General features: G+C 65.3%; 14 protein-coding genes. 5 read left to right on the top strand and 9 right to left on the bottom strand.

What is annotated here, in order from left to right:
* Window positions 1-63 precede the first annotated feature (63 nt).
* Window positions 64-1,563 (top strand): glucoamylase family protein, encoded by a 1,500-nt coding sequence (locus J2X44_RS12995; protein ID WP_310084735.1) that lies wholly within the window; start codon window positions 64-66, stop codon window positions 1,561-1,563.
* Here the strand turns inward: J2X44_RS12995 and J2X44_RS12990 are convergent, their stop codons facing one another.
* From J2X44_RS12990 to J2X44_RS12955, 8 genes are all read right to left on the bottom strand, one after another.
* Complete coding sequence (locus J2X44_RS12990; RefSeq protein WP_310084732.1) at window positions 1,564-2,427, bottom strand: endonuclease/exonuclease/phosphatase family protein; 864 nt, start codon at window positions 2,425-2,427, stop codon at window positions 1,564-1,566.
* The gene (locus tag J2X44_RS12985) at window positions 2,424-3,770 is read right to left on the bottom strand and encodes a GH1 family beta-glucosidase (RefSeq protein ID WP_310084730.1); all 1,347 of its coding nucleotides are present in this window, start codon (window positions 3,768-3,770) and stop codon (window positions 2,424-2,426) included. Before J2X44_RS12985 ends, J2X44_RS12990 begins: the two co-directional genes overlap by 4 nt.
* Window positions 3,767-4,546 carry an alpha/beta hydrolase-fold protein gene (locus J2X44_RS12980; RefSeq protein WP_310084727.1) on the bottom strand — a complete coding sequence of 260 codons (780 nt, stop codon included), beginning with the start codon at window positions 4,544-4,546 and terminating at the stop codon, window positions 3,767-3,769. Before J2X44_RS12980 ends, J2X44_RS12985 begins: the two co-directional genes overlap by 4 nt.
* Window positions 4,543-5,358 (bottom strand): carbohydrate ABC transporter permease, encoded by an 816-nt coding sequence (locus J2X44_RS12975; protein WP_310084725.1) that lies wholly within the window; start codon window positions 5,356-5,358, stop codon window positions 4,543-4,545. The genes J2X44_RS12980 and J2X44_RS12975 overlap by 4 nt, the downstream gene beginning before the upstream one ends.
* Window positions 5,355-6,248, bottom strand: a complete 894-nt coding sequence (locus J2X44_RS12970) for a sugar ABC transporter permease (RefSeq protein ID WP_310084722.1) — start codon at window positions 6,246-6,248, stop codon at window positions 5,355-5,357. Before J2X44_RS12970 ends, J2X44_RS12975 begins: the two co-directional genes overlap by 4 nt.
* Window positions 6,249-6,274: 26 nt before the next feature.
* Window positions 6,275-7,543 carry an extracellular solute-binding protein gene (locus J2X44_RS12965; RefSeq protein ID WP_310084719.1) on the bottom strand — a complete coding sequence of 423 codons (1,269 nt, stop codon included), beginning with the start codon at window positions 7,541-7,543 and terminating at the stop codon, window positions 6,275-6,277.
* 16 nt (window positions 7,544-7,559) lie between these two features.
* Window positions 7,560-8,603, bottom strand: coding sequence for a LacI family DNA-binding transcriptional regulator (locus tag J2X44_RS12960; protein ID WP_310084717.1), 1,044 nt, complete (start codon window positions 8,601-8,603; stop codon window positions 7,560-7,562).
* 118 nt (window positions 8,604-8,721) lie between these two features.
* Window positions 8,722-9,807, bottom strand: a complete 1,086-nt coding sequence (locus J2X44_RS12955) for a sn-glycerol-3-phosphate ABC transporter ATP-binding protein UgpC (protein WP_310084716.1) — start codon at window positions 9,805-9,807, stop codon at window positions 8,722-8,724.
* Window positions 9,808-10,082: 275 nt separating this feature from the next.
* Here J2X44_RS12955 and guaB point away from each other — a divergent pair, with 275 nt between their 5' ends.
* The 4 genes from guaB (at window position 10,083) to J2X44_RS12935 (ending at window position 13,935) form a co-directional block, all read left to right on the top strand.
* Complete coding sequence (gene guaB / locus J2X44_RS12950) at window positions 10,083-11,540, top strand: IMP dehydrogenase (RefSeq protein WP_310084713.1); 1,458 nt, start codon at window positions 10,083-10,085, stop codon at window positions 11,538-11,540.
* A gap of 56 nt (window positions 11,541-11,596) precedes the next feature.
* Window positions 11,597-12,787, top strand: coding sequence for an RsmB/NOP family class I SAM-dependent RNA methyltransferase (locus J2X44_RS12945; protein ID WP_310084710.1), 1,191 nt, complete (start codon window positions 11,597-11,599; stop codon window positions 12,785-12,787).
* Between the two features lie 31 nt (window positions 12,788-12,818).
* The gene (locus tag J2X44_RS12940) at window positions 12,819-13,349 is read left to right on the top strand and encodes a tetratricopeptide repeat protein (protein ID WP_310084708.1); all 531 of its coding nucleotides are present in this window, start codon (window positions 12,819-12,821) and stop codon (window positions 13,347-13,349) included.
* A 265-nt stretch (window positions 13,350-13,614) separates the two neighbouring features.
* Window positions 13,615-13,935 carry a hypothetical protein gene (locus J2X44_RS12935; protein WP_310084704.1) on the top strand — a complete coding sequence of 107 codons (321 nt, stop codon included), beginning with the start codon at window positions 13,615-13,617 and terminating at the stop codon, window positions 13,933-13,935.
* Here J2X44_RS12935 and J2X44_RS12930 read toward each other — a convergent pair.
* Window positions 13,932-14,768, bottom strand: coding sequence for a 23S rRNA (adenine(2030)-N(6))-methyltransferase RlmJ (locus J2X44_RS12930; protein WP_310084703.1), 837 nt, complete (start codon window positions 14,766-14,768; stop codon window positions 13,932-13,934). The two genes, J2X44_RS12935 and J2X44_RS12930, sit on opposite strands and share 4 nt — an antisense overlap.
* Window positions 14,769-14,801 lie beyond the last annotated feature (33 nt).

The following is a 14,801-nucleotide window of genomic DNA, read 5'->3' as shown; positions in this document are numbered from 1 at the left end:
GAACTAGGCGCCCGGCCCGCACCCCCCTCCCGTGGGCCGGGCGCCTGATTTTTGGAGTATCGAATGTCGTTCCGGATCGGGGCGCTTGCCCTGCCGTTGGTGGCGCTGACCGCCGCTTGCACCGCCACCCCCGCGCCCGTCGCCCCCGCCGCGGCGCCGCCGTCGGCATTGGCGCCGATCAGCGAAGCGGCGTTTTCAGAAGAATTGACCGAGCGGACCTTCCGCTATTTCTGGGACACGACGGACACCCAGCGCTGCCTGGCGCCCGACCGCTGGCCCAGCAATCCCTTTTCGTCGATCGCCGCGACGGGGTTTGCGCTCACCGCTTATGGCATTGGCGCAGAGCGCGGCTATGTCACGCGCGCCGAGGCGGCGCTGCGGACGCGCGATTGCCTGCGCTTTTACTGGAATGCGCCGCAGGGACCGGAGGCCGCGGGCAATACGGGCTACAAGGGCTTCTTCTATCACTTCCTGAAGAATGACGACGGTACGCGGTATAAGACCAACGAGCTGTCGACCGTCGACACCAGCCTGTTCTTGGGCGGCGCGCTGTTCGCGCAAAGCTATTATGACCGCGACGATCCGGTCGAGGCCGAAATCCGCGACCTGGCCGAGAAGATCTATACCCGCGTCGACTGGACCTTTGTCCAGCGCGACAAGACCGGGACACAGGCGCGCAACCTGGCGGATTCGCACGGCATCACTATGGGCTGGAAGCCGGAGAAGGGGTTCGAAACGCACGACTGGATCGGCTATAACGAGGGTATGCTGGTCTATGTCCTCGCGCTCGGATCGCCGACGCACCCGGTCGGCAAGGACGCGTGGGACAACGGCTGGGCGGCCGATCTGGAAAAGGATTGGGGCACCTATTACGGGCAGCAGCATCTGCAATTCGAACCGCTGTTCGGGCACCAATACAGCCATGTGTGGATCGACTTCCGCGGCATCCGCGACGCCTTCATGCGCGGCAAGGGCATCGACTATTTCGAAAACAGCCGTCGCGCGACGCTGTCGCAGCGCGCCTATGGTGCCGACAATCCGAACCAATGGACGGGCTATAGCGCCGACATCTGGGGGTGGACCGCGTCGGACGGGCCGGGATATTCGCAGGGCAAATATCGCGTTAACGGCGCGGCGCGGGACTTCAACGGCTATATGGCACGCGGCGCCAGCGCGATCCGCGTCGTCGATGACGGGACGATCGTGCCGACCGCGGCGGGCGGCTCGATCCCCTTTGCACCCGAGGTGACGATCCCGGCGCTGATGGCGATGCGGACGCAATATGGCGCGCGGCTCTATACGCGTTATGGCTTCAAGGACGCGTTCAACCCCAGCTTCACCTTTGCCGACCCGGCGGCTTCGCGCACCGGCACCGTCGATCCGGCGCAGGGCTGGGTTGCGGGCGACTATCTGGGCATCGACCAAGGGCCGATCCTGGCGATGATGGAAAACCACCGCAGTGGCTTTGTGTGGAAGGTGATGCGGAAAAACCCGCATATCGTCCGCGGTCTGAAACGGATCGGCTTTACGGGTGGTTGGCTCGGCAAAACACCCGCTGAATAATCAGCAACCTTTCCCGACGCACAGGTCGGCCAGCACTGGATAATGATCCGACGGCAGCTTGCCGCCGATTTGCTGGGTCAGGGTTGCGTGGCGCAGCACCGTTACGTCATCGCTGACGAAGATATGGTCGATCGGCGCCGGTTCGACCTGCGCGATCTTGAACGCGGTAAAGGTGCCGAGTGGGCCGAAATGCGGCGTGCGGCTGATCGTCAGGGTGTCGCGCAGCGCGCCTGCACCAGGTTCGACGATCGCCGCATAAGCGGGACTGTTGGTCGGGCTGTTGAAATCGCCCATCAGCACCAATGTCTCGCCTGCCTTGCGCTGGCTGGCGATCCAGCGGCGGATTTGCCGCGCCCCTTCCAACCGCGCGGTCATTCCGACATGATCCATATGCGTGTTGACGATGAGCAGGCTGCGCTTGGCCGCCTTGTCCTTCAATCGCGCCCAGCTGGCGATGCGCGGGTAGGCGGCGTCCCAGCCTTTGCCGGGGACTTCGGGCGTCGGCGACAGCCAGAAGGTGCCCGACGCGATCAGCGCGAAACGGTCGCGGCGAAAGCCGAGCGGTGAATATTCGCCCTTGTCCCGGCCGTCGTCGCGCGCGACCCCGACGAAGTGATAGGCGGGCAGATCGGCCTCGACTGCCTGTTTCTGATGCGGCAGCACCTCCTGCATCCCAACCAGATCGGGGGCAAAATAGGCGACAAGACCGGTGAGCGCCGTGCGCCGATGCGGCCAGGCATTGTCGCCGTCCGACGCGATGTCGAGCCGGATATTATAGGTCATCGCGCTGTAACGGTCGGCGCGCTCTTTCGCCGCCGCGGGCAGCGCGAACAGCGCCGCCAGCAGGATCAGCAGCAACCTCATCCCAGGTTGCCGCCGTTTGCCGCGATCACGCTGCTGTAAAAGCGCGCGCTGCGTTTCGGGGTGCGGACCTGCGTTTCATAGTCGACATGGACGATGCCGAACCGCTTCGAAAAGCCCAGCGACCATTCGAGATTGTCGAGCAGGGACCAGGCCATATAACCGCGCACATCGACGCCCTGTTTGATCGCATCGCCAATCGCCGCGATGTGGGTGCGGAGGTAATCGCAGCGCAGCGGATCGTCGACGCCGTCGGGCCCGGCGGTCGGCGGATCGTAAAAGGCCGCGCCATTTTCGGTGATATAGACCGGGATATTGCCATAGGTGTCGCGAAACCAGACAAGCATGTCGGTCAGCGCGGGAGGATAAACCTCCCAGTCGGTCGTCGTGTGCGTAGCGACCTGTTTGACCGGCGAGGCGCCGACTGGCCACTGGTTCGGGTCGGCCCGCACCACGTTGCGGGTATAATAGTTGATGCCGATGAAATCGACCGGCTGGCAGATGTCTTTCAGGTCTTCGGCAGACCAATCCTGCCAGGCTTCGCCGAAAACCTCGGCGAGTTCTTCCGGGTATGACCCCTTCAGCGCCGGGTCGAGATATTGGCGGTTCATGTAGGCGTGCGCGCGCGCGGTCGCCGCGACGTCCTCGGCGCTGTCGCTCGCCGGATATTTGGGCTCGATGTTGACGACGAGGCCGATATCGTGCGCGCCGTCGCTGCGATACGCCTGCACCGCGCGGCCGTGCGCGCGCATCAGATTGTGGCTCGCGATCGGCGTTTCGAACAGGTTGCGGTGGCCGGGTGCCAGCGCGCCGTGGAGATAGCCGCCGTCGGTAATCACCCACGGTTCGTTGAGCGTCACCCATTTCTTCACCCGCCCGTCGAGGCGGCGGTACATCACCGAGCCGTATTCCGCGAACCAGTCGGCGCTGTCGCGGTTGAGCCAGCCGCCCCGGTCGTCGAGCGCGGCGGGCAAATCCCAATGGTGAAGGGTCAGCAATGGGTCGATGTCATGCCGCAGCAATTCGTCGACCAGCCGTTCGTAGAAATCGAGGCCAGGCTCGTTCACGCGGCCGACGCCTTCGGGCAGCACGCGGCCCCAGTTGACGCTGAAACGATAGGCCTTCAGCCCCAGTTCCTTCATCAGCGCAACGTCGGCGGGCATCCGGTTATAATGGTCGCAGGCAATATCGCCGGTGTCGCCCTTGACCGCCATCAGGCGCGGATCGTGGCTGAACCGTTGCCAGATGCTGGCGCCCGCACCGTCGGCGAGCGGCGATCCCTCGATCTGATAAGCGGCGGTTGCCGCGCCCCACAGGAAATTGTCGGGGAAAACAGTCTGGGTCATTTCTTGTCCTTGGTAGGTATTGGGGTGGGGAGGCGGTGTTCGAGCAGCCAGGCGTAGAGCGCCGGGTCGTCATAGGCGGGATCCCAAGCGTTGTGGCCGAGGTCGGGATAGATGGTCAGGCGGACCTTGCGGCCACCGCAGGCGCGGATCGCGCGCGCCATGGTAAAGCTGCCCTCCGGGATGACGACATCGTCGCGGTCGCCGTGAAAGGCCCAGACGGGCAGGTCCATCAATCGGCAAGCGCCGCCCGGATCGCCACGCCCAGCGACTGGCGCCACCGCGGCAAAGCGCCGCGGCTGGGCAATCGCCCAGCGCCAGCTGGCATGGCCGCCGCGGCTAAGCCCGGTCAGATAGATGCGCGCCGGATCGACGCGATAGGTTTTGGCAATATGGTCGACCAGCCGGTCGAGACGGTCGATTTCCCAATCCTGATCGGCGCCGAGCAGCGGCGAGACGGTGAGGAACGGAAAATCCGGATCGCGATCGGCGATCTTGGGCGGGCCGTGGACCTTCACCTTGGCGACATCGTCGCCGCGTTCGCCCGACCCGTGCAGGAAGATCAGCAACGGATATTGTTTACCGGTGTCGGTCAGATAACCCTTCGGCACGAACAATTGGTAGGGATAGCTGCCGGGCTCGATTGCCTGCTGCGCCGTCTGGCCCTCGATCATCGGCGGCCCCTTTGTCTTTGCCATGGCGGGAGAGACGGCGAGGGCAAGGCCCAGCAACGCCGCGGTCCAGTATGTCATGCGATTGTCCTTGGTTGATAGGGTCATCCCTTGACGCTCCCGGTGAGCAGGCCGCTCAGATAGAAGCGTTGGAGCGCGAGAAAGAGGATGAGGACGGGAAGCGTGGTCACGACTGCGCCCGCCATCATCAATTCATTGTCCTGGACATGCTCGCGGCTCATAGCGGCGAGCGCCACGGGCAGCGTGTAGAGATTCTGATCGGCCAGAATGATCAGCGGCCACATGAAATCGTTCCAGCTGCCGAGGAACACGAACAGCGCCAACGTGACGATGATTGGGGTCAGGATCGGCAGCACGATGCGGCGCAGTATCTGGCCTTCGCTGGCGCCGTCGATTCGCGCCGCCTCCAGCATCTCGTCGGGGATCGACAGGCAATATTGGCGAACCAGGAAAATGCCAAAGATGCCCGCGAGCCAAGGCACGAGCGCGCCCGCATAGCTGTTGACGAGGCCCATCGCTTTCAGTTCAAGGAACAGCGGTAGCATCCCGATCTGTCCCGGCACGACCAGCGCGGCGACGAGCAGCCGAAAGGTTGCATCGCGGCCCGTGAAGCGCAGTTTGGCAAAGGCATAGCCCGCCGGAATCGTGAAGATCAGCGCCAGCAGCGTGGCGAGGGTCGAAACCAATATGCTGTTGAGCAGGAAGCGTCCGATGCCGAAGCTGCCGAACAGGGTGCGATAATTTTCCATCGTCGGATCGGCAGGCAATAACGGCGGCGGAAATTGCGCGGCCTCGCCCGGCGCCATGAAACTGACCGAGAGCATCCACAGTAAGGGTGCGACGGTGAGCAGCGCGACGAACGCTGCGAGCAGGGTGACCGTCCAGCGGCGGGCGCTCATATCGCCCCCCCGCGCTTGGCCAGCCGCAATTGCACCAGCGTCACCGCCAGGATGCACAGGAACAGCAGGAAGGCGACCGCCGCGCCCGACCCCAGGTTCCACCATTTGAAGCCCTCTTCATACATGAAAAAGAGGACGGTGACGGTCGACTGGGCGGGGCCGCCCTGGGTCATCACATAGGGTTCGGCGAACAGCTGGAACATCCCCGCGACGGTCAGCACCGACACCAGCAAAACGGTCGGCGCGATCGCGGGCAGGGTGACGTGACGCAGCCGCGTCCACCAGCCAGCGCCGTCGATCCGCGCCGCCTCGTCGAGTTCGCGCGGGACAGTCTGGAGCGCGGCGAGGAAGATGATCATGTTGTAGCCGAAGGTTTTCCACCCGACAAAGATCAGGATCGCGGGCAACGAGGCATCGGGGCTGCCCAGCCAGTCGATCGGCGCGACGCCGACCAGCGAAAGCAGATAATTGATCAGGCCGTAGCGGGTGTGGAGCAGATAGCGCCACACGACCGCGGTCGCGACCAGCGTCGTCACATAAGGCGCGAACAGCGCGACGCGCCACACCGGGCGCCACGCCAGCCACCGCGAATTGACCAGCATCGCCGCGAACAGCGACAGCGCAACGATAAATGGCACCCCCAGCGCCACGAACAGCAAGGTGTTCGTCATCGCTTTCCAGAACAGCGGATTTTCGATCAATCGGGCGTAGTTTTGGAACCCGACGAAACGCAGATTGTCGAGGTTGGCGAGCGCATAGATGTCGAAATCGGTGAAGCTGAGAAACAAGGACGCGATCGCCGGGACGACAAAGAACAGCGTGATCGCGGCGAGCGCCGGGGACGACATCGCCCAGCCTGCACGGGCCTCGCTGACACGCCGCGCGCTCACATTTTTTCGAGTTCGCCGCTGCGCGCTCACAGGGCCAGCCCCTTGTCGAGCATCCAGCGCCGCTTTTCGAGCAGGCGGTCGGCGCGGCGGTCGATCTCGGCTGCGGCTTCGTCGACGCTGTACTGGCCGCGCACCATGCGTTCGGCGACGACCTGCATTTCGGTGACGATGCGTTCCCATTCGGGCACCTTGGGCAGCGCGGTGGCGCGCTCAAGCTGGGTGGCGAAGGGGGCGACCACCGGGTCGCTGCTCAGCCCGGCGCCGCGCCACACCGATCGCCGTGCGGGCAGGTCGCCGGTCAGCTGGTGAAATTTGAGCTGTGCCGATGGCGCGAGCAGGCGCGCCACAATGTCCCACGCCGCGTCGGCATTTGCCGTGCCGGCGAACACGACCAGGCTCGACCCGCCCGGCGCCGCCGATCCGATACCGTTCGGGCCGGGATTGGGAGCGGTGCCCCAATGCGCCTGCATCGCGGCGGGCAGGCGACTCTTCATGTCGCCGATCGTCCACGGCCCCGACAGGAAGATGCTGAAAAATCCGCGCGCGAACTCGTTCCAGATGTTCGAAATCTGCGTCGCCGACGCGATCGGCGCCAGCTTTTCGTCGAACAGCGATTTATAGAAAGCCAGCGCCGCCCTGAATTCGGGGTCGGCAAAGGCGCCGCGCCCGCCCTGGTCGCGCAGCAACCGGGCGCCCGCCGACAGCGCGATGGTCAGCAACTGCTCGAACTCGTTGACCGGCAGCAATACGGCATAATTGCCGTCGCCCGCGACCTGCTTGACCTTGTGCAGCGCGGCTTTCCATCCCGCCCAGTCGAGCGGCGGCGCGGCGTAACCGGCGCGCGCGAACATGTCCTTGCGGTAAAATTGCAGCCGGGTGTCGACATACCAGGGGACGGCCCAGGTTTTGCCCGCGATGCGGTTGGTATCGACGACGGCGGAATACTGGTCGTCGAGCAAACTCTGGGCCGCAACGGGGACTGGCGCGATGGCGCCGATCGCGGCCATTTCGGCGATCCAGCTGTTGCCGACCTGGCCGATCGCGGGCAGCGAATTCCCAGCGAACCCGGTGAGCAATTTTTCGTGCGCCGCGGTCCATGGTAAGGGCTGGACGGTCACCTTGGGCGCGCCTGCCGGACGGTCCAAGCTGGCCAGCAACGCGGGCAGGCTCGCCGCTTCGTTGCCCATCGCCCAGATCGTCACCCCGTCGCCGCCGCGCGGGCCGCAGGCGCCCAGCATCGGCAGCAGGGGCAACGCGGCCAGTGCACCCGACATCTGGCGCCGCGTCATCGGCATCGGGCGCCGCCGTCGGTCATGGGCGCGCGCCGGTCACCGGTGCGTTCGCCGCGGCAGCAAGGCCCGACGCACCGCCCGTCGTCCCGCGAGCGATCAGCGTCGGGGTCAGGATCGTCGCGCTTGTCGCGCCCAGCGTCTCGCCGCGCAGGATCCGCAGCAGCATCATCATCGCGGTCGATCCCAGCCGGTCGATATTGACCTGCATCGTGGACAGCGACGGGTTGAGGTGGCGGGCGAGGGGGATGTCGTCGAACCCCGCGACCATGATGTCGCCGGGCACCGACAGGCCCGATCCGGCGAGTTCGGCGATCAGCCCGACCGCCATCTGGTCGTTAGCGGCAAAGACCGCATCGGCGGGGAGCCGCCCCTGCACCAGCAGCCGCGCCGCTTGCGCACCGCTTTCTTCGGAAAAATCACCGGGCAGGATCGCGGGGCTCTGCACCTTGGCGATTTTGGCCATCGCGTCGGCAAAGCCGCGCTGACGGTCGCGTGCATCGCGGTTGTGCTTTGGCCCGGCGATGTGAACGACTTGCCGCGCCCCGCGTTCCAGCAAGGCTTCGGTCATGGCATAAGCGCCATGATAATTATCAACCGCGACGAAGGGCAGGTCGAGCGACCCGGCATCATAGTTGAGCAGGACGGTGGGCAGCGCCGGGTCAAGATAGCCCGCGAGCAACTCCGGCTTCACGTCGGGCGGCATCACCAGCAACCCGTCGACGCGCCCGCGCATCGCGGCGATCGCGGCGGCGGTTTCATGGGTGCTGCCATGCATGTTGCCGAGGAGCAGGTGCATCCCCGATTCATGCGCGACCAGATCGATGCCGCGGATGATTTCGGAAAAGAACTCGCCGAACAGGTCGGGCAGGATGACGCCCACGGTATCGGTCTTGCGCCGCGTCAGGCTGCGCGCGCCGCTATGGGGGACAAAATTCAGCTTCTTGACCGCGGCCAGCACCGCGGCCTTGGTCGGGGCGGTGACATTGCTGTGGCCATTGATCGCGCGCGATGCCGTGGCGACCGAAACTCCCGCTTCGCGGGCGACGTCTCTCAACGTGGTCATGCTGCTCGCCCCCTCATGGCCGGATAGTACCTCACCGCCGGAACGACTTCGCAATCATCATGACGGCAGGGCGCGGAAACGTTCACACGGTAACCGGTTACAACGGCAAAGTGCAAGGTCATTTGCGTGTCTCGCTGGGCAGCGCCAGCCCGGCGGCATCGAACAGGTGCAAGCGGTCGGGCGGCAGCAGCGCCGCGACCGTGTCGCCTTCGCGAAGGCTGCCGTCGTCACGCAACTGACAGGCGATCGGTTCGCTACCGTCCGCGGGCTGCAAATGTACCGTCGCCAACCCGCCGAGCCGTTCGACAAAGCCGATCGAGAAGGGCAACGCGCCCGGTGCCGCGCCGATCGTGATGTCCTCGGGCCGGATGCCGACCGACAGCGGCGTGCCCGCCACGAGCGGCGCGACGAGCGCGGGCAGGGCGATGCTGCGCCCGTCGGCCAGCCGCGCCTGTCCGCCTTCGGCGACGGTTGCCGCGAGAATGTTCATGCGCGGCGTGCCGAGAAATTGGGCGACGAAAATATTGGCGGGCTGCTCGTAAAGCTGCCGCGGGCTGCCGATCTGTTCGATGACGCCGTCGCGCAGCACGATGATCCGGTCGGCGAGCGTCATCGCCTCGACCTGATCGTGAGTGACATAGAGGGTGGTCGTCCCAAGCTGGCGGTGCAGGCTGGCGAATTCATAGCGCATCCGCACCCGCAGGTCGGCGTCGAGGTTCGACAATGGTTCGTCGAACAGGAAAATCTGCGGCTGACGGACGATCGCGCGGCCGATCGCGACGCGCTGGCGCTGGCCGCCTGATAGCGCCGCCGGCTTGCGGTCGAGCAGCGGTTCGATGCGCAGGATCGCGGCGGCCCGGCGCACCGCGTCGTCGATCGCGGCTTTGGACGCCTTGGCGATCTTCAGTCCGAACGCCATATTCTCGCGGACAGTCAGGTGCGGATAGAGCGCGTAGGATTGGAACACCATGGCGATGCCGCGGTCCGACGGCGGCAGGTCGGTGACATCGCGGTCGCCGATGACGATGCGCCCGCTGCTCAACTCCTCAAGCCCGGCGACCGCACGCAGCAAGGTCGATTTGCCGCACCCGGACGGCCCGACGATCACCGTAAACTCACCGTCGGCGACGTCGATCGATACGCCTTTCAGCACCTCGGTCTCGCCGAAATTCTTGCGCGCGTCTCGGATCGACAGTCCGGCCATGGGTGTTTCTTCGCCCTCCTCACCATTTTATGTTATGCCAAAAGTCTAACGGGACGACCGGGGCAATGCAACCGGTTACATCGGACCGGGCAGGTGGCCGGGACAGTTGTCGACCCGACATGTGGCAGGAAAGGGTGTGGCGCCCGGGCGAAATAATCCTGCGCCGCCCACTGGCGCGCGCGGGGGCGACTGGTTACATGGGCCGCCACCGAACGAATCGCGCGTGCCGCCCCGAAATCCGGGACAGGCGCCGCCCGCACCAGAAAGTGGCCCCAATGGAAATCACGACCGGTCTGACCTTTGACGACGTGCTGCTGGTGCCCGGCCCGTCGGACATCCTGCCGTCGGATGCCAATCTGTCGACCCAGCTGACCAGCGAGATCAGCCTGAACATCCCGATCCTGTCGTCGGCGATGGACACGGTGACCGAGGCCGACATGGCGATCCTGATGGCGCAGATCGGCGGCATCGGCGTCCTCCACCGCAATCTGACCGTCGAGGAACAGGCGGCCGCGGTGCGGCAGGTCAAGCGGTTCGAAAGCGGCATGATCGTCAATCCGATCACCATCACCCCCGACGCGCCCTTGTCTTACGCCACCGCGCTGATGGACCAGCACAAGATTTCGGGCATCCCGGTCGTCGAAACCGGCGGTAAGCTGGTCGGCATCCTGACCCACCGCGATGTGCGTTTTGCCGACAATCCGGGCCAGCCGGTGCGCGAGCTGATGACCGCAGACAATCTCGCCACTGTGCGCCCCGGCGTCGGGCAGGACGAGGCGCGCAAGCTGCTCCACCAGCGCCGCATCGAAAAGCTGCTCGTCGTCGACGATGACTATCGCTGTATTGGCCTGATCACAGTCAAAGATATGGAAAAGGCGGTCAATTTCCCCGAAGCGACGAAGGACGGCAGCGGCCGCCTGCGCGTCGCCGCGGCAACCAACACCGGCCCGACGGGGATCGAGCGCGCCGAAGCACTGCTCGAAGCCGAATGCGACCTGATCGTGGTCGATACCGCGCACGGCCACAGCAAGATGGTCGCGCAGACGGTCGAGTCGATCAAGAAGCTGTCGAACCGGGTCCAGGTCCTGGCGGGCAATGTCGCGACCGGCGACGCGACCAAGGCGCTGATCGATGCGGGTGCCGACGGGGTGAAGGTCGGCATCGGGCCAGGGTCGATCTGCACCACCCGTATCGTCGCGGGCGTCGGCGTGCCGCAATTGACCGCGATCCTCGACAGCGTTGAAGCCGCATCGAAGCTGGGCGTGCCGGTGATCGCCGATGGCGGCCTCCGCACCTCGGGCGACGTCGCCAAGGCGCTGGCTGCGGGCGCGTCGAGCGTCATGGTCGGCTCGATGCTGGCGGGAACCGCCGAGGCGCCGGGCGAAACCTTCCTTTATCAGGGCCGCACCTATAAAAGCTATCGCGGCATGGGCAGCGTCGGCGCGATGGCGCGCGGATCGGCCGACCGCTATTTCCAGCAGGACATCAAGGACCAGATGAAGCTGGTCCCCGAAGGCATCGAAGGCCAAGTGCCGTTCAAGGGGCCCGCGAAGGACGTCATCCATCAGATGGTCGGCGGCGTGAAAGCCGCAATGGGCTATACCGGCAGCCGCACGCTCCAGGATTTCCGCGACCGCGCCAAATTTGTGCGGATCACCAATGCGGGCCTGCGGGAAAGCCATGTCCACGACGTGGCGATCACGCGCGAAGCGCCGAACTATCCGGCGGGCTGAATTTTTCGCTTCGTCATTGCGAGCGGAGCGAAGCAATGACAAGGTAAAGACAGATCATGACCCCCGCTGCCCGCGTCCAGACCGCGATCGAAATCCTCGACGTCATCGCTCAATCCGCGCGTGACGGCGGCGCCCCCGCCGACACCATCTTTGCCGAAGCGATGCGCGCCCGCCGTTATGCCGGGTCAAAGGATCGCCGCGCGATCCGCAGCCTCGTCTATGACGCGATCCGCGCTGTGCGTTCGGCGCCCGCGTCGGGCCGCGCCGCCATGCTCGCGCTGGCGGATGCCGTTCCCGAACTCGCGGCGCTGTTCGATGACGCCTCCTATGGTCCCGCCGCGATCACGGCCAGCGAACCGCGCGCCGAGACCGGGCTCGCGACCCCCGCGCTGATCAAATTGTTCGATCCGCTGGTTACCAAGGCGGATCACGCCGCGATGCTCGCCCGCGCGTCGCTCGACCTGCGCGCCAACCGCCTGCGCTCCAGCCGCGACGAACTGGCGATGATTTTTCCCGACGGCGAAGCAATCAACGGCCTCGCCGATGGCTGGCGACTTCCGGGCGAAACCGCCGCCGTCCAGAACCCGGCTTATTCCGAGGGGCAGTTTGAGGTGCAGGACGCCGCGAGCCAATATGCCGCCGCTGCGCTGGACGCCGAAGGCGGACAGACGGTGATCGATCTGTGCGCGGGCGCCGGCGGGAAGTCGCTTGCCATCGCCTCGGACACAAATGACGAAGCCGCGATCCTCGCCTGCGACACCAACCGCGCGCGGCTTCAGCAACTGGCGCCGCGCGCGCACCGCGCTGGAGCGACTGGAATCGAAACGCTGCTGCTCAATCCCGGACAGGAACGCGCGATGCTGACCGAGCGGATGGGCAAGGCCGACCGCGTGATCGTCGATGCCCCCTGTTCGGGCAGCGGCACCTGGCGGCGTAGCCCCGAACTGCGCTGGCGCTCGACCCCGGCGCGGCTCGATCGCCACGTCGCCGACCAGGCGAAGCTGATGGACATCGGTGCGGCACTCGTGGCGCCGGGCGGCAAACTCGTCTATGCGGTATGCTCGATCATCACACGCGAGGGGCGCGCCCAGGTGGCTGATTTTCTGACCCGCAATCGCGGCTGGACCGCCGACACCGGCTATTTGCCGGATGGCGTCGGCCGCGCCGCTGGGGCCGGTTTTCTGCTCACCCCAGGGCATGACCGCTGCGACGGATTTTTTCTCGCGCGACTGACGGCGCCATGTTAGCATCCGCCCAATGAAAAGATGGGAGAATGCGATGCGCGTCGGTTTTCTGGCTCTTGCCGCGGGAATAGTCCTCGCCAGTTTGCCCACGGCATCCGATGCCCAGCGCGCCGATAACGACATTTTCCCGCGCTCGATCGCGCTCCAGCAGGAAGGGCAGAAGGCCCAGGAAGCGGGCGATCTGAACCTCGCGATCGATCTTTATGAATCGGCGCTCGCCGCCGACCCGCGCAACCGTTCGGCGATCATCGCGATGGCGCAGGTGGCGCGCGCGCAAGGGCTGCCCGGCAAAGCGATCAGCCTGTATCGCGAGGCGCTGGTCCTCGACCCCAATGACATCGTGGCGCTGACCGGGCAGGGCGAAGCCCTGGCCGACAAGGGCGCGCTGGAACTAGCGCGCGAGAAGCTGGTCGAAGCGCAGCGCGTGTGCGGCGACAAATGCCCGCAGGTCGCGGCGCTGGAAAAGACGATCTTGTCGAGCGCGTCGAAACGCGTGGTCGCTGCCGAGGTGCTGGTGCCGAAACCAGTCGTCGCGACTGTTGGTGCCAGCAGCAATCAGAATTAGGATCTCGCCGAGGCTTGCGACGGCATTGGGATGGGGAGTTGTCATACCCCACCCTCGTCATTCCCGCGAAAGCGGGAACCCAGGGCGTGCGTCGGCTGATCCCACCCTGGGTTCCCGCTTTCGCGGGAATGACGAAGTAAAAAGACGCGGAACGTCGTTTATCGGTCGAAATCGTCGCCGCGGAGCGGCTGTCCTGGCGGCTAGACGGTCCGGCATCTCTCTGAACCGACTGGAGCGCCGCGCCTGACGTGCTAAGGGCCACCCTATGCTTCACATGCACGGCCGCGGCGGCACCGTCGAACTCGATGGTGTCAAATATGACTGGGAACTCCTGAGCGAGCCCCAACTGTCCTCGTCCGAGGGCTGGAGGGGCATGACGGTCTCCTTACGCCAGAGAGATATGCCGCGCGAAGCCGTGCTGGAATTTCCGACGCCAAAGCGCCTGTTGAAAGGATTGCCGAAAGGGCGTTCGCACATCAACGACGCAATCGCCTTACGAGGGGTGCGAGCGGCATTGTCGGCAGGATGGGAGCCGGCTTCTCGCGGCAAGCCGACGGTCTTCATGGTTGATGCCAACGGCGACTAAGCGCGATCGCCCAACCAGGCGGCCCTGATCTCTCCCCTATGCCCGTCCGGCGCCAGCGCGGCGCGCAGGGCTTCCAGCAGAGGCGGCAGCGTCTGCGTGAAGGCGTAGGGCGGGTTGACGATGAAAAGGCCCGCGCCGTTATAAATGTCGGGCTGATCGCTGTCGTACAGCCAATGCTCGACCACCAGAAACTTCGGGATGCCGAGTTTCCGCAATTGCTGCTTCCATCGCACATGCGTGGCGCGGTCCTTTAGCGGATACCAGATCACCGTCACGCCATGCGCCCACTTGCGGTGCGCAGCGGCGAGGGTGGCGGTGATGCGCGCGCGTTCGTCGGTCTGCTCGTAGGGCGGATCGACCACCACGACGCCGCGCGCCGTGCGAGGCGGCACCATCGCCAGCCAAAGCTCGTAGGCGTCGCGCTGATGCACGGCGGCAGATGTGTCGCGCATCGCGACGCGCAGGGCATAGGCGTCGTCGGGATGTTTCTCGTTCAGGATGAGAAAATCCTGCGGACGCAGAAGCTGTGCCAGAAATCGCGGCGATCCAGGGTAGAGACGCGGCTCGGCCCCGGCATTCACCGCCTGCACCGCGGCGCGGTAGTCGTTCAGCAAGGGGTTCGCGTCGGCAAAGGCGCGCAGCACGCCCTGTGTGGCCTCGCCGGTGCGCCTGGCCTCCTCGCCGCCAAGATCATAGAGCCCGCAGCCCGCATGGGTGTCGATCAGGGTCAGCGCGCCCGGCTTTTGCTGCAACGCCCGCACGAGGGCGATCAGCAGGCTGTGCTTTACGACATCGGCGCTATTGCCGGCATGAAAGGAATGGCGATAATTCATTCTAATTCAAAATCCTGGCGTTCTGCCTTTACA

It is taken from the genome of Sphingopyxis sp. BE259, assembly GCF_031457495.1.
Classification (GTDB): Bacteria; Pseudomonadota; Alphaproteobacteria; order Sphingomonadales; family Sphingomonadaceae; genus Sphingopyxis.
The sequence above is the reverse complement of the archived record's forward strand: the minus strand, read 5'-3'. Positions and strand labels throughout refer to the sequence as shown.

Excerpts from the sequence above, each read along its gene's own strand:
- J2X44_RS12995 (WP_310084735.1), top strand. The coding sequence starts at position 64 with ATGTCGTTCCGGATCGGGGCGCTTGCCCTGCCGTTGGTGGCGCTGACC.
- J2X44_RS12990 (WP_310084732.1), bottom strand. The coding sequence starts at position 2,427 with ATGAGGTTGCTGCTGATCCTGCTGGCGGCGCTGTTCGCGCTGCCCGCG.
- J2X44_RS12985 (WP_310084730.1), bottom strand. The coding sequence starts at position 3,770 with ATGACCCAGACTGTTTTCCCCGACAATTTCCTGTGGGGCGCGGCAACC.
- J2X44_RS12980 (WP_310084727.1), bottom strand. The coding sequence starts at position 4,546 with ATGACCCTATCAACCAAGGACAATCGCATGACATACTGGACCGCGGCG.
- J2X44_RS12975 (WP_310084725.1), bottom strand. The coding sequence starts at position 5,358 with ATGAGCGCCCGCCGCTGGACGGTCACCCTGCTCGCAGCGTTCGTCGCG.
- J2X44_RS12965 (WP_310084719.1), bottom strand. The coding sequence starts at position 7,543 with ATGCCGATGACGCGGCGCCAGATGTCGGGTGCACTGGCCGCGTTGCCC.
- J2X44_RS12960 (WP_310084717.1), bottom strand. The coding sequence starts at position 8,603 with ATGACCACGTTGAGAGACGTCGCCCGCGAAGCGGGAGTTTCGGTCGCC.
- J2X44_RS12955 (WP_310084716.1), bottom strand. The coding sequence starts at position 9,807 with ATGGCCGGACTGTCGATCCGAGACGCGCGCAAGAATTTCGGCGAGACC.
- guaB (WP_310084713.1), top strand. The coding sequence starts at position 10,083 with ATGGAAATCACGACCGGTCTGACCTTTGACGACGTGCTGCTGGTGCCC.
- J2X44_RS12945 (WP_310084710.1), top strand. The coding sequence starts at position 11,597 with ATGACCCCCGCTGCCCGCGTCCAGACCGCGATCGAAATCCTCGACGTC.
- J2X44_RS12940 (WP_310084708.1), top strand. The coding sequence starts at position 12,819 with ATGCGCGTCGGTTTTCTGGCTCTTGCCGCGGGAATAGTCCTCGCCAGT.
- J2X44_RS12935 (WP_310084704.1), top strand. The coding sequence starts at position 13,615 with ATGCTTCACATGCACGGCCGCGGCGGCACCGTCGAACTCGATGGTGTC.
- J2X44_RS12930 (WP_310084703.1), bottom strand. The coding sequence starts at position 14,768 with ATGAATTATCGCCATTCCTTTCATGCCGGCAATAGCGCCGATGTCGTA.